The 18063-nt window shown below is 66.0% G+C and carries 18 protein-coding genes and 1 pseudogene; 5 read left to right on the forward strand and 14 right to left on the reverse strand.

Translation table 11 applies throughout. The features are described from left to right. The 8 genes from ID132_RS13920 to ID132_RS08285 all read right to left on the reverse strand — a co-directional run. A partial coding sequence (locus ID132_RS13920; RefSeq protein WP_235988406.1) for a PLP-dependent transferase occupies window positions 1–570 on the reverse strand: 570 nt, incomplete at its 3' end. Beyond that, the gene (locus ID132_RS08260) at window positions 567–1619 is read right to left on the reverse strand and encodes an LLM class flavin-dependent oxidoreductase (RefSeq protein ID WP_193128327.1); all 1053 of its coding nucleotides are present in this window, start codon (window positions 1617–1619) and stop codon (window positions 567–569) included. The genes ID132_RS13920 and ID132_RS08260, both read right to left, overlap by 4 nt. A gap of 10 nt (window positions 1620–1629) precedes the next feature. Beyond that, window positions 1630–2661: an ATP-grasp domain-containing protein gene (locus ID132_RS08265; protein WP_193128328.1), complete on the reverse strand. Its 1032-nt coding sequence runs from the start codon at window positions 2659–2661 to the stop codon at window positions 1630–1632. Beyond that, entirely contained in the window at window positions 2661–2789 is a 129-nt protein-coding gene (locus ID132_RS15245) for a hypothetical protein (RefSeq protein WP_413229358.1), read from the reverse strand. Before ID132_RS15245 ends, ID132_RS08265 begins: the two co-directional genes overlap by 1 nt. Next, the gene (locus tag ID132_RS08270; protein WP_211198343.1) at window positions 2737–3183 is read right to left on the reverse strand and encodes a flavin reductase family protein; all 447 of its coding nucleotides are present in this window, start codon (window positions 3181–3183) and stop codon (window positions 2737–2739) included. The genes ID132_RS15245 and ID132_RS08270 overlap by 53 nt, the downstream gene beginning before the upstream one ends. Next, window positions 3180–4592, reverse strand: a complete 1413-nt coding sequence (locus ID132_RS08275; protein ID WP_193128329.1) for an LLM class flavin-dependent oxidoreductase — start codon at window positions 4590–4592, stop codon at window positions 3180–3182. The genes ID132_RS08270 and ID132_RS08275 overlap by 4 nt, the downstream gene beginning before the upstream one ends. 143 nt (window positions 4593–4735) lie before the next feature. Then, a complete protein-coding gene (locus ID132_RS08280; protein WP_125107811.1) occupies window positions 4736–5326 on the reverse strand; it encodes an HD domain-containing protein in 591 nt (196 codons plus the stop codon). Beyond that, window positions 5320–5718 (reverse strand): hypothetical protein, encoded by a 399-nt coding sequence (locus ID132_RS08285; protein WP_193128330.1) that lies wholly within the window; start codon window positions 5716–5718, stop codon window positions 5320–5322. The genes ID132_RS08280 and ID132_RS08285 overlap by 7 nt, the downstream gene beginning before the upstream one ends. A gap of 289 nt (window positions 5719–6007) precedes the next feature. Between ID132_RS08285 and ID132_RS08290 the strand changes: the two genes are divergently transcribed. Together ID132_RS08290 and ID132_RS14410 are read left to right on the forward strand one after the other, a co-directional pair. Next, the gene (locus ID132_RS08290; RefSeq protein ID WP_193128331.1) at window positions 6008–6616 is read left to right on the forward strand and encodes a SatD family protein; all 609 of its coding nucleotides are present in this window, start codon (window positions 6008–6010) and stop codon (window positions 6614–6616) included. A 1256-nt stretch (window positions 6617–7872) separates the two neighbouring features. Then, window positions 7873–8262: an HNH endonuclease signature motif containing protein gene (locus ID132_RS14410; protein ID WP_193128332.1), complete on the forward strand. Its 390-nt coding sequence runs from the start codon at window positions 7873–7875 to the stop codon at window positions 8260–8262. Here ID132_RS14410 and ID132_RS08305 read toward each other — a convergent pair. Together ID132_RS08305 and gltX are read right to left on the reverse strand one after the other, a co-directional pair. Beyond that, a complete protein-coding gene (locus ID132_RS08305) occupies window positions 8259–9191 on the reverse strand; it encodes an NAD(P)/FAD-dependent oxidoreductase (RefSeq protein WP_125107807.1) in 933 nt (310 codons plus the stop codon). The genes ID132_RS14410 and ID132_RS08305 overlap by 4 nt on opposite strands. 9 nt (window positions 9192–9200) lie before the next feature. Beyond that, complete coding sequence (gene gltX, locus ID132_RS08310) at window positions 9201–10685, reverse strand: glutamate--tRNA ligase (protein WP_193128333.1); 1485 nt, start codon at window positions 10683–10685, stop codon at window positions 9201–9203. A 228-nt stretch (window positions 10686–10913) separates the two neighbouring features. Here gltX and ID132_RS08315 point away from each other — a divergent pair, with 228 nt between their 5' ends. Next, on the forward strand, window positions 10914–11759 hold the full coding sequence (locus ID132_RS08315) for a magnesium and cobalt transport protein CorA (RefSeq protein ID WP_235988409.1): 846 nt from the start codon (window positions 10914–10916) through the stop codon (window positions 11757–11759). 84 nt (window positions 11760–11843) lie between these two features. Further along, window positions 11844–12575 (forward strand): ion transporter, encoded by a 732-nt coding sequence (locus tag ID132_RS08320; RefSeq protein ID WP_193128334.1) that lies wholly within the window; start codon window positions 11844–11846, stop codon window positions 12573–12575. Here the strand turns inward: ID132_RS08320 and ID132_RS08325 are convergent. From ID132_RS08325 to ID132_RS08335, 3 genes are all read right to left on the reverse strand, one after another. Beyond that, the gene (locus ID132_RS08325) at window positions 12550–13320 is read right to left on the reverse strand and encodes a fumarylacetoacetate hydrolase family protein (protein ID WP_125107803.1); all 771 of its coding nucleotides are present in this window, start codon (window positions 13318–13320) and stop codon (window positions 12550–12552) included. The two genes, ID132_RS08320 and ID132_RS08325, sit on opposite strands and share 26 nt — an antisense overlap. A gap of 19 nt (window positions 13321–13339) precedes the next feature. Beyond that, window positions 13340–14902: an APC family permease gene (locus tag ID132_RS08330; RefSeq protein ID WP_193128335.1), complete on the reverse strand. Its 1563-nt coding sequence runs from the start codon at window positions 14900–14902 to the stop codon at window positions 13340–13342. Between the two features lie 62 nt (window positions 14903–14964). Beyond that, window positions 14965–15855 (reverse strand): universal stress protein, encoded by an 891-nt coding sequence (locus ID132_RS08335; RefSeq protein WP_193128336.1) that lies wholly within the window; start codon window positions 15853–15855, stop codon window positions 14965–14967. Window positions 15856–15979: 124 nt separating this feature from the next. Between ID132_RS08335 and ID132_RS08340 the strand changes: the two genes are divergently transcribed. Continuing rightward, entirely contained in the window at window positions 15980–16645 is a 666-nt protein-coding gene (locus tag ID132_RS08340; protein WP_193128337.1) for a TetR/AcrR family transcriptional regulator, read from the forward strand. On the opposite strand, the pseudogene gabT reads toward ID132_RS08340, so the two are convergent. Continuing rightward, window positions 16626–17956 (reverse strand): annotated as a pseudogene (gene gabT, locus ID132_RS08345) (4-aminobutyrate--2-oxoglutarate transaminase). The gene ID132_RS08340 and the pseudogene gabT sit on opposite strands and share 20 nt — an antisense overlap. Window positions 17957–18063 lie beyond the last annotated feature (107 nt).

Genomic DNA, 18063 nt, shown 5'->3' on the forward strand with positions numbered 1-18063 from the left:
GGCCTCGCGGGCGATCGCCGCCACCGGGGCGACGTCGACAATGTCGTTCTTCGGGTTCGGAATCGTCTCGGTAAAGACGGCGCGCGTCTCGGGTCGCAGCGCCGCCCGCCACTCACCGGTGTCGCGCCAGTCGGCGACGAACGACACCGAGATGCCGAGCCGGCTCAGCGTGCGCTCGAAGCCGGCGATCGTGCCGCTGTAGATGCTCGCGGTCGAGACGAAGTGGTCACCCTGGCTGCACAGCGCGAGAATCGTCGCCATGATCGCGGCGCTACCCGACGCAAACGCGACGGCACCCGAACCGCCCTCGAGCGAGGCGACGCGCTCCTCGGCCACCTCGACGGTCGGGTTGAGGTGGCGCGAATACAGCTGGCCGTCCTCGACGCCCGCGAAGCGATCCCAGGTGTCCTGAAATGAGTCGAAGCGAAACGCGTTGCTCACGTGAATCGGCACGACCCGGTCGCCATGGTCGGCGTTCGGCCGCTCGCCCGCGTGCACCTGGCGCGTGTCGAAACCGAACGCATCCCAGTCGTAGTTCGGCGGCACGACGCCGTCGTGGGGCGTCGTCATTGGCCGACCAGTTCGGCCGCCCGCAACTGCTCCACGAGCGGAATCACCTGCTCGCCGAAGCGAATCAGGTCGCCCTCGGGGTCGGCGAACTGCAGCAGCAGCACGTCGAGGCCGACGCGCTCGAACTCGAGGATGCGCCGGGCCACCTGCTCTGGCGTGCCGACGAAGTTCGGGCGCAGGCCGCGGTTCGACACCGAGTAGTCCTCGAGCGAGACGTTGACGTTGAGTTCTGACTTCGAAATGAAGTCCTGGTACGACTCGAAGCCGGGCGAGCCCTCAGCGACGTTCGTGATGCGTTCACGCTCGGCGAGGGCCTCTTCTTCGGTGTCGCGCACGATCGCGAACGCGGCCATGCCGAATTGCTTGAACGGCGCACGCCCGGTCGCCTCGCGGCGCACGCGCATGTCGGCGATTTTCTCTTCGAGCTCGTCAACGGTGCCGCCGTGCGTCAGGTACGAGTCGGCGTACTGCGAGATGGATGCGCGGCCGGCCGCTGATTCGCCGCCCGCGAAGATGTGCGGCGCGGGGCTCGGCTTCGGCTGCAGGTGCGTGCCCTCGAACTTGATGAACTCGCCGTCGAAGTTCGCGACGTCGTCGCGCCAGAGCGTCGTCAGCGCATCCACGTACTCGCGCGTGAACGCGTAACGGTCGTCGTGCGCAGCGAACTCGATGCCGTACTGGCGCGCCTCCTCGGCCCACCACCCCGACACGACGTTGATGCTGAAGCGGCCGCTCGTGAGGTACTGCAGCGTCGCCGCCTGCTTCGCGGTGAGCTGCACCGGCTGGTGGTAGATCGGGCGAATCGCGGCGAGAATCTCGAGCTTCTCGGTCGAGGCCCCGAGCGCTGAGGCGAGCGACCAGGCGTCGAGCACCGGCCCATCCGCCCCGCCGATGTCGCTGAGGTTGAGTTCGAGAATCAGCGTGATGTCGAAGCCGACCCGCTCGGCCGCGCGCGCGATGCGTTGTTGTGCCGCGAGGTCGATCGGGAAGGTCTCATCAACGTTGCGAAGCCAACGATCCATCGTCGGCGTCCAGTAGCCAAAGCGCATGTGGGGAGGGTTACTTTCGGAGCTGGTCGAGTTCGCGGCCGAGCGCGCGAACGAGGGATGCGGCGGCCGACGCGGGGGCGATGGCCTCGACGTCGGGGTTGTAGTTCGTGTTCGTGTTGATGTCGTAGACGACGCGGCGGCCGTCGACCGTCTCCATGAACTCGATGCCCGCGACCTCGATGCGGTTCGCGGCGAGGAAGTCGCGCAGGCGCACGATGAGCTCGTCGTCGGCGGTCACCGATTCGCGGATGCTGAACAGGCTGTTGGCCCCGACCTCGCACGCGGTGGCGGCCGGTGCGAAGTCGCCGAGCTGAATCGGCGCGGCCGCCAGTGCCTCGACCTCGACGCCACCCGCGCCGACGGGGACGGCGCACGCCTCGGCCGGGCACAGCTCGAAGCTGCCGGCCGACGTGTCGACGCGCACGGCGTAGACGAACTCGCCGTCAACGAACTCGGCGCGCGTGATGAACGCCTCCGCGCCGACGAGGTACTCCTGCAGCAGCGTGATGCCGTCGATCGGCTCCTCGAAGTCGGGCCCGTCGACGTAGGCGACGAACTCCTCGAGGCGGTCGAAGCGGCGCACGCCCAGGCCCTTGCCGCCCTGGTTGTGCTTCGTGATGAACGGGGTCGTGAGCTCGGCGGCGCGGGAGACCAACTCATCTTTGCCGAACACCGCGACGGTGTGCGGCACATCGAAGCCGGCTGCCGCGAGCGCGGAGGTCTGCGCCACCTTCGACACCTCGAACTCGATGACGTGGGCGCCGTTGACGACGCGGCGACCGTGTGCTTCGAGCCAGCGCAGCGCAGCGCGGGCGTACTCCTTGGCGTTGCCGTGGTCGCGCGTGTGTGACGAGGCGCTGAGGCGCGACCAGAAGACGCCCTGCGGAGGCTCGGCCGCGAGGTCGATCGAGCCGGAGGTGAGCTCGATCTCGCGCAGCGGCACACCCTGCGCGGCGAACGCCTCGCGCAGCGGCGGCAACCAGTCCTCGTTTTCGTGCAGCACGTAGACGGCAGGCTCGGCCTGTGGCGTGAAGGCGCTCATCAAATTTCGAATTCCTCGAATCGGCCGAAGCGGCCGCGGTAGTACGCAAGTGGTCCGCCGGATGCGGCGGTCGCCTCAAGCGCGCGGCCAAAGTACACCGTGTGGGTGCCGCCGACCGGCGTGTCCATGACCTCGCAAACGATCGTCGCGAGCGCGTCGTCGAGCGTCGGCACGCCGCCGAACTGCGAGAGGCTGTAGTTCACGCTCGCGAACTTGTCGTCGTTCTTGCGCGAGAAGTGCTTCGCCAGCTCGGCGTTGNTGCTCGCCGAGGATGTTCACGGCGAAGTGGCCCGAGCCGGTCACGGCCGGGTTCGTCGTGCTCGTCTTGTTGAGGCAGACGAGCACCGACAGCGGGTCCATCGACAACGAGGAGAAGGCGGATGCGGTCGAGCCGTAGAGCTTGTCGCCGAACGCGGTCGTGACGACGGTGACGCCCGAGGCGAAGTGGCCGACGACGTTCTTAAATTCGGCCTCGGTCAGCGCGTCGAACTGCGTGTGCGTGGTGGTGTTGGTGTCTGTCATAGTGCGAACTCCCGATCTTCTGCATCTTCCACCGTCTCGCTGAACGCCCCACGGTACCGGGCCGCCGGGTGTGTCTCGAGCACCCTCGACTGGCCCTCACCGTAGAGGCCCTCGCGCAGGGTCGTGCCGGTGTACTCGGTCTGGGCACGGCCGCGTCGCTGCAGCTCGGGGACGACGTAGTCAACGAGGTCCTCGAAGCTGCCCGGCGTCACGGCATAGGCGAAGTTGAAGCCGTCGAGCCCGCCGACCTCGACCCAGCGCTCAAGTTCGTCGGCAACGGTTTCGGGCCCACCCACGATGACGGGGCCCATGCCGCCGATGCCGCGGCGGGTGACGATGTCGTTGACCGTCCACTGCACCGTGTTATCCGAGGACGCGAGTGAGGCGAGCACCGAGCGCAGGCTGTCGTTGTCGACGGCCTCGAGCGGCTGATCGCGGTCGAACTTCGAGTAGTCGATGCCCGTCCATCCGCCGTAGAGCGCGAGCACGCCCTCGGGGCTGGCGTAGCTCAGGTAGTCCTTGAGCTTCTCGATCGCCTTGGCGTCGTTCTCATCGGTGACGACGGTGACGAGCGCGAAGATCTTCACGTCGTCGCGCGAGCGGCCCTGGGCTTCGGCGCGGTCGCGGATGTCGTCGGTGATGACGCGCGCACCCTCGGGGGTTGCCGGCGAGATGAACACACCCTCGCCGTGCGAGGCGGCGAAGGTGCGGCCGCGGGGCGAGGCGCCGGCCTGGAAGATCACCGGCGTGCGCTGCGGCGACGGCTCGGTGATCGCGAAGCCGGGCACCGAGAAGTGGGTGCCTTCGTGCTTGATCGGGTGCACCTTGGCGGGGTCGGCGAAGATGCCGTTCGCTTGGTCAAACACGACCGCGTCGTCGTCCCACGAGCCCTCGAGCAGCTTGTAGACGACGTCGAGGAATTCTTCGGCGAGCTCGTAGCGGTCGTCGTGGCCGAGCTGCTTTGTGAAGCCGTGGTTGAGTGCGGCCGAGTTGAGGTACGAGGTCACGACGTTCCAGGCCACGCGGCCCTTCGTGAGGTGGTCAAGGGTCGCGATGCGGCGTGCGAAGGGGAACGGCTGGTCGTAGGTGACGGCGGCGGTGACGCCGAAGCCGAGGTGCTTCGTGACGGCGGCCATGGCGGGCACCTGCAGGAACGGGTCGTTGACCGGGGTCTGCGCACCGTCGCGGAGCGCGGCTGCGGCCGAGCCACGGAAGACGTCGTAGGTGCCGAGCACGTCAGCGATGAAGATGCTGTCGAAGCGGCCGCGCTCGAGCGTTTGGGCGAGGTTCGTCCAGTAGTCGAGGTCCTTGTAGCGGTGCGCCTGGCTTTCGGGGTGGCGCCACGTGCCCGAGCTTTGGTGCGTCGTCGTGGTCATGTCGAACGCGTTGAGAATAATGCGTTTCGCCATCGGCGTTCCGTTCTCTCGAGGTCAGTTGGCAGCGCGCACGAGGGGCGCGACCAGTTCATCTTGTGGGCGATGGCTCGCCGAAGCGAACCACCGTGACCCCGAGTTACAGCTATTACGGTGTGTGACGAGTTGGGCGATTGGGGCTAGCGAAGATCGTCGAGTTCGCGCAGCAGGTTCACGCGGGCCCGGTCTTCCCAGTGGTCGCGGCCGTAGTCGGTGAAGAAGAGTTGCGGGCGACCGACGAGGTCGTCGACCTGCTTGCGGCGGCGCGCTCGCCACGCCCGCCCACTCAGCTCCGGCAGCTCGACGCGGATGCCCTCGATGTTCTCTTCGTACGCATCCCAGTCGAGCGCGAGGCCGACCAGGTCGGCGTCGGACACCCGCGCGCCGGCCGCGTCCTGCGCATCCGGCCAGTGGTTGATGGTGATGAGGATGAGCCGGGTCACCTCGTCGAGTTCGCCATCGGTGAGGTTGCCCCAGAGCAGCTGCTCGGCGATGTCGACCGACGCGTGCTCGTCGTCGGGTGACGTGTTGGTGTGCACGGCGTCGTGGCACCAAAAGGCGATCTTCTCGAGCTGCGTGCCGCCAAGCGTGTCGAGCGCCGCGAGGCCCGACTCGAGGTGGGTCACGCCGTGGTAGTCGCGGTGGGGCTCCTGCCACATCTCAAGCAGCCGCTGCTGCACAGAGTCGGGCAGCCCGGCCGTGTCGAGATTGCCGCCGTCATTGGTCACCACAGTCGCACCACTCCATACGCGATTCCAGCGAACGCGGCCGCCCAGAGCATGCTCGCGAACGTTCCAATAATGAAGAGCTCGCCCACGCGAGAGTCGGCCTGCGCACGCAACTCGGGGTATCGCCCGAGGCCCTTGATCGCGATGATCATCGCGAGGCCGGCCGGGAAGCCGGCGACGAGCGTCGCGTACACGGCGGCGCGCTCGAGGATGCCGATCCAGCGGCCCCCGCGCAGCACGCGACCCGTGTCGAGCAACGGCACGCCCGACTCGGCCGGTTGTTGCGGTGTATCGATGCGGCGCAGCAGGAAGCGGATGGGCGGATTGCCGAGCAGCGCGACCACGCCGAGGGCAGCGATGATGAGGGCCTTGAGCAGCAGCTCGAGAGGGTCCATTTCGCCTCCTACGGTGTGGGATGTTCGGGTGTAGTTCGCTCGCGGGCACTGAAGGTTTGGGCTTCATTTCTGAGAAATGAAGGTTTGCTTCGCGGTACACGAGGCGCGCCTGTTGATTGTCGCAGTTTCAGCCAGGGCGTGTCGTGCCAAGCCGAGGCTGGCCGCTAACGCAAGTCAAGCAGCAGCATGCGACATTGCGGCCACTCCACCTCAGCCTCCACCCCTTTCAAAGCAGTCAAAATGAAGGTAAACTCTTCATATGAGCAAAATGAAGGCAAATGCTTCATGCGTGGCGCTGCTTGTTGACATCGTCGACTCGCGCGGCTCTGATCGCTCGGCGGCCCACGCGGCGATTCTCGACGCGCTGCCCCAACTCGACGCTGCGGCAGCGCTTGAGCCACTGCATCCCACCGTTGGCGACGAACTGCAGGGCATCTACCCCACGCTCGGTGCAGCGCTCGCTGCGAGCTACCGACTGCGACTCCTGCTCGACGGCGTGGTCGAGTTGCGCTTCGGCCTCGGCGGCGGCGAGGTTCGAGTGATCGACGAAGAGCGCGACATACAGGACGGCAGCGCGTGGTGGCGCGCCCGCGAAGCGATCGAGGCCTCCGAAGCCCTCGAAAACGACCCGCAATATGTCGACGTTCGCACCGGCATTGTCGACGGTCGCGAGGCCGCCAACCCGCTGGCACGGGTGACCGTGGAGCTCGTGGATGCGCAGCTCGCGCGGCTCCGCGCCGGCGCGCGCCACAGCCTCCGCCTCTTGCTCGATGGCGTCGACAATCAGCGCGCCGCGGAAGCCCTCGGCATCAGCGCATCCGCGAACTCGCAGCGGGTGCGCACGAATCAGCTGCGCATCCTCGCCGACACCATCGCCGAGCTCGGCAAGCTCGCGTAGACGGCAAAGCCGCACCGCGCCGAGACGGGCAGCGGCACGCAATATCCAGCGTCGTCGATTCATGTCGTAGGCCCGTGGTGCACTTGCTTCAGCGCCACGGGACTTCGACTCGCACGACGAGAGGATGCACGCCGAAGCACGTGGGCTTAATTAGCATGTTTGTTCTAATGCACTGAAGATTCCTCTTGCCTTTCTGTTCTATTGCTGGGAGAATTGACACATCCCGCGAAGGAGGTGCAGCCCGATGCCATCTACGCCACCAGCCGACGACCACTTCGACTCCGCCACGCCTCCTCCCGAAACCGATGGACTCAACGAGCCGCTACAGCAGATCGGCGACTTCCTCGTCGAGGTGAAGGCGGCACGCGGCAAGGCCGACGCCGCCGAGGCACAGGCGCTCTCGGCCGCGTTCCTCATCACCGAGCAGCGGTCACACGCCGAACGTGCGGAACACCCGCATCGCGGGGCGTATGCCGAGCTCTTTCGCCACAACCTTCGCTCGATCATGGGCTCCTATGGAGCCCTCCTCAACCTCAGCGACGCCGCACTGATCACGCGCGCGCACGCCTCACACCGGCTCACCTCAAAGTTCGCCTCTTGGCTCGAGCCGTTGCGCGCCGGCGAAGTCTCGAAGCAACAAGTTGACTCGATGCTGCGGCATTCGAAAGACCTGCCCGACGAGGTCCTCGACTCCTACGGCGAGCAGGTGCTCAACTATGCCAAGACGCACCTCCCCGGCAAGACCGAGAAATTCGCCGAGCGCCAGGCCGCACGGCTCGCGGCAAGCGAGTTCGAAGAGAACCATGCCCGCGAGGTACAAGAACGCCGCGTCGTCATCCAAGATGTCGAGAACGGCATGTCTTGGCTCTCGGCGTACCTGTCCTCGAGCATGGCGAACGCTGCGTTCGACCTGCTGACCACCGAGGCCAAAATCCTGCGCGATGAGAACAAGCGCGAGATCGCCGAACACAACGAAGCGAACGGCGGGGATGCATCTGGCACAGACGCCGACGACTTCCGGCCCGACGAGCGCACCATCGAGCAAATCCGGGCAGACCTCCTCCTCGACACCCTGCTCACCTCCACCCCGCAGGGCATCCTCGAGAGCAAGTCCGCCGGCAAACGGCGCGTGGAAGCCAACATCAGCATCGTCGTGCCCGTGCTCGCGCTTCGCGACCCAGAAGCGCCGCGCGACATCGCGACGCTCAACGGCACACAGCCGATGAGCGTCGAGGAGGCTCGCGACTGGTTCGGCGATGTGCCCTCGATCGAGCGCATCCTCACCGACCCCATNCCACGTCATTACGGCCGACACCCGGGTCGCGACCGCATCGCTCACCCGCTACCTACGTGCACGAGATCAAACTTGCCGGCACCCCGGTTGTCGCCGACCCGCGGCGAAATGCGAGCTCGATCACACCATTCCGTGGGAAATCGGCGGCAAAACCGTGCCCGAAAACCTGCAATACCTCTGCAAACGCCACCACATACAGAAACACCGCAAGCCCTGGCGAGTACGACATCTCGGCGGCGGCGTGCTCGAGTGGACCTCACCACTCGGCCATGTGTTCATCGATTACCCAGAACCGATGGGCCCAGTCATGGGCCCAGAGTTCAAGTACGCCGACGACCCGGCGCCGTTCTAGAACCCGGTCGCGTCGCGGTGCGCGGCGATCGCCGTGCGTGCGCCCTTGCCCGCCGAGATGATGAGCACCTCGGGCCCGGGCGCGGTGAGCTCGCCCGTCGCGTAGAGGTTCTGCACACGGGTGCGGCCGAAGTTGTCGGCGACGATGAGGCCCTCGGCATCAAGATCGGGCCGCAGGTCGTCGTCGAGAAACCCGATCTGTGCCTCGAACGCCGGCAGCACGAACGCCGCCTCGACCGGCACCACATCGCCATCGACGGTGCGCACGCCCGTCATGGTCGCGCGCTCCCCCACGACGTCCTCGATGTCGCGGCGGTCAACGGCCACACCGAGCAGCCGCAGCCGCTCGGCATCAACCTCGTGCACCTGCTCCTCGTTCGCAAACAGCGTCACGTGCGAGCCGATGCGCGACAACTGCGCGGCCCGGTACGCGAGCGTCTTCGCGCTCGGCACGCCAAACACCGCGATTGAGGCATCGCGCTTATTCCACGCATCGCACACGACACACGAGTGGATGTGCGTGCCGTAGTACGCGCGCAGGGTCGGCAACTCCGGAAAAATTTCCTTCAGCCCGGTCGCGAGAATTACGCGATCGCCATGCACGAGCCGTGCCCGCGTGCCGCGCACCCCCTTCGCCTCGACCCGGAATCCCTCGCCGTCACGCGAGATTCGCGTCACCTGCGCGAACTGAATCTCGGCGTTCTCGTACGCCTCGACCGACTCGCGGCCAGCGGCACGCAGCTCGTTCGGAGGAATGTTGTCGCGTGAGAGAAAGCCGTGCGCCTCCATCGTCGCCGAGTGCCGCGGCCGATTGCCGTCGAGCACGAGCACGCGGCGCAACTGCCGCGCAAGCAGCAGCGCCGCCTGCAGGCCGGCGGGGCCGCCGCCAACAATGACGACCTCGTAGTGGTCTTCCGGCGCGATGGTCACATCGGCCCCCTAGGCGCTCAGGTGGTCGCGAAGCTTCTGGATGCGCGCGAGCGTCGCCTCGCGGCCGAGCAGCTCCATCGACTCGAACAGCGGCGGCGAAATGCGGCGACCCGACAGGGCGACGCGGGCAGGGCCAAACGCGAGCCGCGGTTTGATGCCGAGCTCGTCGATGAGCTTCGCGCGCATCGCGGCCTCGATCGGCTCGGTCGCCCACTCGCTCACGCCCTCGAGCGACTCGGCGGTTGCCGCGAGCACGTCGAGCGCGCCATCTTTCAGCGTCTTGAGCGCGTCGTCCTCGAACACGAGGTCGTCGGTCGACACGAACAGGAAGCCGAGCAGGCCGGGCGTCTCGCCGAGCAGCTGCATGCGTGACTGCACGAGCGGCGCGGCCTGGCGCACGATCTCGAGCTGCGCATCCGTCGCCGGCGTCGCGACGAGCTCGGCGGCCTGAAGGTACGGCACGAGCCGACCCGCGAAGTCCTCGGGCTCGAGCAGGCGCACATGCTCAGCGTTGATCGCCTCGGCCTTCTTCAGGTCGAAGCGGGCCGGGTTCGGGTTGACGTCGGCGACGTCGAACGCCGCGCACATCTCTTCCATCGTGAACACGTCGCGGTCGGCCGCAATCGACCAGCCGAGCAGCGCGAGGTAGTTGAGCAAGCCCTCGGGGAGGAACCCGCGGTCGCGGTGCAGGAACAGGTTCGACTCGGGGTCGCGCTTGGAGAGCTTCTTGTTGCCCTCGCCCATGACGTACGGGAGGTGACCGAAGCGCGGAATGAACTTCGCGACGCCGATCTCGACGAGCGCGTGATACAGCGCGATCTGTCGCGGCGTCGACGAGAGGAGGTCCTCGCCACGCATGATGTGCGTGATCTCCATGAGTGCGTCATCGACTGGGTTCACGAGCGTGTAGAGCGGCTGGCCGTTCGGGCGCACGACGACGAAGTCGGGGAACGAGCCCGCCTTGAACGTGATCTCGCCGCGCACGAGGTCGTCGAAGCTGAGGTCGGTGTCGGGCACACGCAGACGCAGGCTCGGCTCGCGGCCCTCGGCGCGGAACGCCGCCTTCTGCTCGTCGGTGAGCTCGCGCTCGAAATTGTCGTAGCCCTGGCGCGGGTCGCGACCGTTCGCGACGTTGCGCGCCTCGATCTCCTCGGCCGTCGCGAACGACTCGTAGAGGTGACCGGCCCCGAGCAGCTTCTGAATCACATCCTGGTAGATGTCACCACGCTGCGACTGGCGGTACGGCTCGTGCGGGCCACCGACGCCGATACCCTCGTCCCAGTCGAGACCGAGCCAATTCAGCGCCTCGAGAATCTGCTGATAGCTCTCCTCCGAGTCGCGCTGCGCGTCGGTGTCTTCGATGCGGAACACGAACGTACCGCCGACGTGCTTCGCATATGCCCAGTTGAACAGGGCGGTTCGGATGAGCCCGACGTGCGGGGTGCCGGTGGGCGACGGGCAGAAACGAACACGAATCTCTGATGGTGCAGTCATGGTCTCTCTATCCTAATGTTCGTGAGACCATTCGACTTGTGACTCATGCCCCGATCATTCGCCTTATTTCTGGCGGGCAGCCCTCGAAGGCCCCCGCCGGTACGACGCCCGCCGACGCCCTCGACTTCGTCAGTGACGCATCCGATCGCATGGCCATGTCGTTCTACCCAGAGCCCACGCCCGAGCAGATCGCCGANGCTCGGCACCGCCTGGCAGCTGCACCCGGTCATGCTCGAAGACATCCTCATCGCCAACCAGCGGCCAAAGCTCGAGCGCGCCGGGGACGTGCTGCTGCTCGTACTGCGCTCGGCGCGCTACCTTGACGACACCGAAGAGATCGACTTCGACGAGTTCCACGTGCTCGTGCGCCCGGGCAGCGTCGCGGTGCTCTGCCAAGACAACGAGTGGATCGACGGCACGCGCGTGAGCGATCACGACGCCGAGCATCCCTTCAGCCTGATTCGCCGCGACGACGACAGCGTGCTGGCGCAGACGAACCTGCTCGCACTCGGCCCCGAGGCGGTCGTTTACCGCGTCATCGACGCGATCGTCGACGGTTACGAGCCGGTGCTCCGCGGCCTCGAGATCGACCAGGAGCAGATCGAGCGCCAGGTATTTAGCGGGGATGCGGCGGTCACCGAGCGCATCTATCGCCTGAGCCAGGAGGTCATCGACATGCTTCAGACCGTGTCGTCAATGACCGAGGTCGTGACGGCCCTGCGCGGCGGCTTCGGGAAGTACGACATCCCCGCCGAGCTGCAGAAGTACCTCGACGACGTCGCCGACCACCTGGCGCGCCACGTCGCGCAGACGCGAGAGCTCAAGGAGTCGCTCACGCAGATCCTCACCGTCAACTCGACCCTCGTCGCGCAGCGGCAGAACGAAGACATGAAGAAGATCTCCGGTTGGGCCGCGATCCTCTTCGCCCCGACCCTCGTCGGCGCCATTTACGGCATGAACTTCGACGACATGCCCGAGCTGCACTGGGCGTTCGGCTACCCGATGGCGCTCGGCATGATGCTCGCGGTCGGCGTCGGGCTCTATTTCTTCTTCAAACGCGCAAATTGGATGTAGCTGGCCGCGTCCCGTCCGAAGGCGCAGGCCAAGTACGCCGACGGGGCGATGTCGATGCGCCCGCACGCTTTTTAGGCTTAGCGAATGCGCACCGCCTCCCCGCCTGAGCCCTGGCAGCCCAATCCCCACGCGACGGGCGTCCGACGTCGCATCGGCGAGTTCGTGCTGCACCCGGGGGTGCAGAACTTCATCATCGAGCTCGCGGCGAAGATGTTCTCGCTCGGGCGCGCATTCTGGCGCGATGGCTGGAACGTGTTCGACTTCCTCGTCGTCGCGATCGCGCTCATCCTCTCATCGGGGCCGCTCGCGGTGCTCCGCGCCCTGCGCGTGCTGCGGGTGCTACGGCTCGTCAACCGACTCCCCCAGCTGCGCCGCATCGCCGAGGCGATCATCCAGGCCATCCCGGGAATCGGCGCGATCGCCGCGCTCATGGCAATCATCTTCTACGTCGGCGCCGTGATGGCGACCGTGCTGTTCGGCGACTCACACACCGAGATGTTTGGCTCGATCCCGGCGTCGCTGCTCACGCTCTTTCAGGTGATGACGCTCGACAGTTGGGCGCTCGGGGTCGTCGTGCCCGTGATGAATGCGCATCCGAGCGCGTGGCTCTTCTTCATCCCGTTCATCCTCGTGTCGGCGTTCGTCATGCTCAATCTCTTCATCGCGGTCATCGTCGACACGATGTCGAATCTGCACGAGACGGCGCCCAGAGACGAACGCCAAGCCCTCCCACACGACCACGAGCTCGCGGCAATGCGCCACGAGCTCGCAGAAATCAAGGCGTTGCTACTTAAGCAGCAGTCACCGGGTTCATAAGCGCGCCGATGCCCTCGATCGCGCAGGTGACCTCGTCGCCGTCGACGATCTGGCCGACACCCTCGGGGGTGCCGGTGAGCAGCACGTCGCCGGGCAGCAGGGTGAAGATGCTCGACGCGTACTCGATGAGCGTGCCGATCGAGCGCTCCATCTGGTTGAGGTTGCCGACCTGGCGGGTCTCGCCATTGACCTGGCTACCGATCGCGCCCTCGGTCGGGTCGAACTCGGTCTCGATGTAGGGGCCGAGCGGGCAGAACGAGTCAAAGCCCTTCGCGCGCGACCACTGGCCGTCCTTGCGCTGCAGGTCGCGAGCGGTGACGTCGTTGCCGACGGTGTAGCCGAAGATGACCTGCGCCGCGTCGCTCGCGGGCACGTTGCGCGCCACCTGGCCGATCACGACGGCGAGCTCGGCCTCGTAGTGCACCTCTTCGGACAGCTTCGGCAGGATGATCGGATGCCCGGGGCCGACGATCGACGTGTTCGGCTTGAGGAACATGAGCGGTTCGCCCGGTACCTCGTTGCCCATCTCGGCGGCGTGGGCGGCATAGTTACGGCCAAACGCAACGACCTTCGAGCGCGGGATGACCGGGGCGAGCAGGCGCGCCTCGTCGAGCGGGATGCGCTCGTCGGTCGTCTCGAAGCCGGTATAGAGCGGGTCGCCGAAGAGCTTGACGAGTTCGTTGGTCTCTTCGTCGAGAATGCCGTAGGCGAGCTGGTTCTGGTAATCGAAACGTGCGATCTTCACCGCGCCAGCCTAACGCGCCCTACTCGGGCAACAACTCGACACCCTCGACCTTGTCGCGCTCGTACTCCGACACCTCGAGGGTTTCGCCGCGGAAATACCGCGGGTTCACGACGCGCATCACGATCATGAGCACCACGCCGAGCAGCAGCACGCCGATGCCAAGCACGAACACGAGGCCGACCCCACTGATCGACGAACCCGAGCCATACCCGGGGTCTATTGAGTCGATGCAGGTCTGCACGAACATCCACACGAGTGTCGCGCCGCCGGCGAGCGGCAAGAGGAAGCGCATGAAGAAGTTGCGGAGGCTCGTGAACCAGCTGCGGCGGAAGTACCAGACCGCGGCGAGCCCGGTGGCGCCGTAGTAGAAGCAGACCATCATGCCGAGCGCGGTGATCGTGTCCCACAGCGCGTTCTCGCTGAGCAGGCGCATGACCACGTAGAAGACGATGGATGCGGTGGCCGCGACGAACGTGGCAACCCCAGGCGATTTGAAGCGCGGCGAGATCTTCGCGAACGACTTCGGCATGGCCTCGTAGAAGCCCATCGCGAGCATCGTGCGTGCCGGCGAGACCATCGTCGACTGGAGCGAGGCGAGCGACGAGGTGAGGATCGCGATCGACATGAGAATCGCAAATGGCCCCATCACCTCGGGCGCGAGCACCGCGAAGATCGACTCCTGGTTCTCCGGGTTGCCGGCACCGAGCCCCTCATCGCCGACACCAGCCCACATCAGGGTCGCGACCGTGACGAGCAGGTAGAGCACGACGATGGTGATAATCGTGACGGTGGCGGCACGGCCGGGCGTGCGCTTCGGGTCCTTCGTCTCCTCGTTCATCGTGATGACGGTGTCCCACCCCCAGAACATGAAGATCGAGAGCGAGACGCCGGCGATGACCACCGAGAGGTCGCCGACCTCGAACGGGTTGAACCAGCTCACGTCGACCGGCGTCGCGTCGAAGGCGTCGCCGCCGAGCGCCGACGAGATCGCGGCGACCGAGTACCAGACGAGCGCGATGAGCTGGAACACGACGAGGCCCCACTGCACGCGCTCGGTCGTCTCGACGCCGCGATACCCGATCCACGCCGCGACCGCGACAAAGATCGTCGTGACGACGATGTTGAGGAACAGGTTGTCGCCCGGAACGTCCGCGATCGCGGAGTTACCGGTGATCTGCGCGAGCAGAATAAAGAAGAAGTCGGTCGCGACCGCCGCGAGGTTCGAGAGCACGAGAATCGTCGCCGACACGAGGCCCCAGCCGGTCATCCACCCGATGATCGGGCCAAACGCGCGCGTCGCCCAGGTGAACGAGGTGCCCGAGTCGGGCAGTGCCATGTTGAGCTCTCGGTACCCAAAGAGCACGAGCAGCATCGGGATGAAGCCGATGAGCAAGATCGCCGGCGTCTGCAACCCGACCTCCGACACGGTCGGCCCGAGCCCCGAGGTGAGGGTGTACGCGGGCGCAATTGTCGAGACGCCGATGACGGCGCCGCCAATCACGCCGACCTTGCCGACGCTGAGGCCCTTCGAGCTCGGGCCTCTAATCGCGGTGGTGATGGGACCGTCGATCTGCTTTGTCATTCCGCTCCACTAATCGATTTAGTTCAGGACATAAGGATGCGCACCGACCGTACGCGTCAGGCTCAGTCGAGGTATTCGCTCGGCAGCACGACGACCGGNACCTCGAGCGCATCGAGGATGCGCCGGGCGCGCGAGCCGAGGAACACGCTCAGCCCGCGGCCGAGCCGGCTCGAGCCCAAATAGGCCACGTCGCCCGGGCGCCACTCGATCTTTGCGAGGGCATCCTCGAGGCGATGCCCCTCGGCGATCTCGATCGTCGCGCGCCCCGAATCGAGCAGTCCCGAAGCCACCGCTTCGAGCTGCTCGCCGCCGAAACGACGGGCCTCATCGGTGATCTCGCGCACGTCGCGCGGCGCGATTTGGTCGATCTGTACGAGTGACACGAGCCGCAGCGGCACGTCGCGTCGTACGGCACGCACGACCGATCGGCCGATCACCACTTCGCTGCCCGAGCGCGTGCCGTAGATGCCGGTGACCCGCTGCACGCCGCCGCCTGGATTCGTGAACCTGCGCGGTGCGAGACCGACCGGCACCGGGGATGCGTGCAGCAACGCGTTCGCGACCGAGCCGAGCGTGAATTTGCCGAGCAGCGGCCCGGCCTGCGCGCCGATGACGATCATTTTCGCGTCGAGCTCGGCCGCAGCATCCAGCAACCCATGCGGGGCCGAATCGTTGAAGCGAAAGTCGACCTGCGCGTGGATGCCCTCGGGCACGCGCCGCAGCGCATCGTCGGCCCAGTCACGCAGCTGATGCGAGTAGATGTGGTCGCTCGGAACTGGGGTACCGACGCTCGCAGTACCAAAGACGTTCGGCTCAGGCAGCACCATGACGATGCGCACCTCGGCGTCGATACCCTCGGCCATGAAGCTCGCGAACTCGAGGGCGTCGTAGCCGCGGGCATCCGCAATATACCCAACGACGAATCGATCACGGGGTACCTGCGTTTCGGCCATTCGTTGCCACTCCTCTGTGTCGCGCACGCAACTCTGCGCGCCGACAATGCTACCCCGAACGGCATCGCTGACGAATGACGATCATTTATTGATTACGCTGGAGACATTCACCAAGGAGGTCGAAATGGTTGGCAATCGACGCCCGGCAGGGCGGCCGCGCACGCGCATCCTCGGCCGCGAGGTCATCACCGAGGCAGCCCGCAAGATCATTGCAACGAACGGCGTGCAGTCGTTCACGATGACGCAGCTTGCCTCGCAGCTCAACGTCACCCCGTCGGCCGTGTACAACCATGCAGATTCGAAGCTCGAGATCCTTCGTTGGATCGAAGACGCGATCATGGGCGAGGTCGACACCGACGCATTCGACACGCTGCCGTGGCGAGAGGCGCTCAAGGTCTGGGCCCGCAGCTATCGCGACATCATGGCGAACCACTCCGAGCTCATCACGGCCATCGCGACCACCGAAGTGATCGAGTCGCCTCAGACCGTGGCGATGTACGAGCAGGTGACGAAGGTGCTCGTGGCGGCCGGCTGGCCGCTCGACTCGGTCGTGCGACTCATCACGGCGCTCGAGTCGTTCATTTATGGCAACGCGATCAACGAACACGCGCCGGAGGACATTTACAACGTCGGCGAACTCGCCGGCTACGCCCCAACCTTCTCGAAGGCGGTTGAGGCGCAGCCGACGCGCAGCCAACACGATGTCAATGACGAGCTGTTCGATATCGGCTTCGAGGCCATCGTCAGCTGGTCATACGACCACTACGTAGTTACGCGTTCGCGCGGATAGCCTCGACCAGCACGTTCAGGCCGTCGCGGAGAGTCTCCTCGGGCATCACGAGCGGGGGCAGCAGGCGAATCACGTTGCCGTAGGTACCGCAGGTGAGGAACAGCGCACCCTGCTCGAGGGCGGTCCTGACGATCTTGCCAACGACCTCGGCGTTCGGCTCCTTCGAGCCATCCTTGACGAACTCGATCGCGAGCATCGCACCGCGACCGCGCACCTCACCGACGATGCCGACCTCGTCAACGAGCGGCTCGAGAATCTCCTTCGCCACCTCGCCGATCTTCAGCGCGGCCTCGAGCAGGCCCTGCTCTTCGTAGGCGTCGAGGGTTGCGAGCGCCGAAGCATTCGCCACCGGGTTGCCCGAGTAGGTGCCACCGATGCCGCCGGGCTGCGGGGCATCCATGATCTCGGCGCGACCGACGACGGCCGAGAGCGGCATCCCGCCAGCGAGGCCCTTCGCGGTGGTGATGAGGTCGGGCTCGATGCCGCTCCACTCCGAGCAGAACCACTTGCCGGTGCGGGCCATGCCGGCCTGCACCTCGTCGGCGANGAAGACGATGCCGTTGTCGTTCGCGAACCTCACGAGCGACTCGAGGAAGCCGTCAGCGGGCACGAGGAAGCCACCTTCGCCGACGAGCGGCTCAATGACGATCGCAGCGACGTTGTTCGCGCCGACCTGCTTCTCGATGGCGGTGATGGTGCGGGCCGCAGCCTCTTCACCGGTCATGCCCTCGGGGTCGCGGAAGGGGTAGCTCAGCGGCACGCGGTAGATCTCGTTCGCGAACGGGCCGAAGCCGTCCTTGTACGGCATGTTCTTCGCGGTCATCGCCATGGTGAGGTTCGTGCGGCCGTGGAAGGCGTGGTCGAACACGACGACGGCGTTGCGACCGGTGTACTTGCGCGCGATCTTCACCGNTTCTCGAGCGCCTCGGCGCCCGAGTTAAACAGGGCGGCCTTCTTGTCGAAGCTGCCGGGGGTGAGTTCGGTGAGTCGCTTGCAGAGCTCGATGTAGTTGCCGTAGGGCGCGGTGTTGATCTGCAGGTGCAGCGCGTTCGCGGCGGCCTCCTGCACGGCCTTGACGACCTTGGGGTTCGCGTTACCGACCGTGGTCACACCGATGCCCGAGCCGAAGTCGATGAACTGATTGCCATCGACGTCGCGCAGTACGACACCGTCGGCGTCCTCGATGTAGCTGGGCAGAGCCGAGCCAATCGACGCGCTGACGTACTTGGCGCGCTCCTTCGCGAGCTCCTGCGACTTGGGGCCGGGGATCTCGGTGACAATCTTTCGCTGCTGTTCGAGACGGAACTCCATTGCTCTGCCTTCCTTTCGTTGCTGACGGACGCAATTCTTCGCCACTGAGGTCAGCGTACGCTGATGGCCCCGGCGATTTGATGTGGCCTTGCACGACACTCATTTCG

The sequence above is a fragment of the Gulosibacter sediminis genome (assembly GCF_014904065.1).
GTDB classification, from domain to species: Bacteria; Actinomycetota; Actinomycetes; order Actinomycetales; family Microbacteriaceae; genus Gulosibacter; species Gulosibacter sediminis.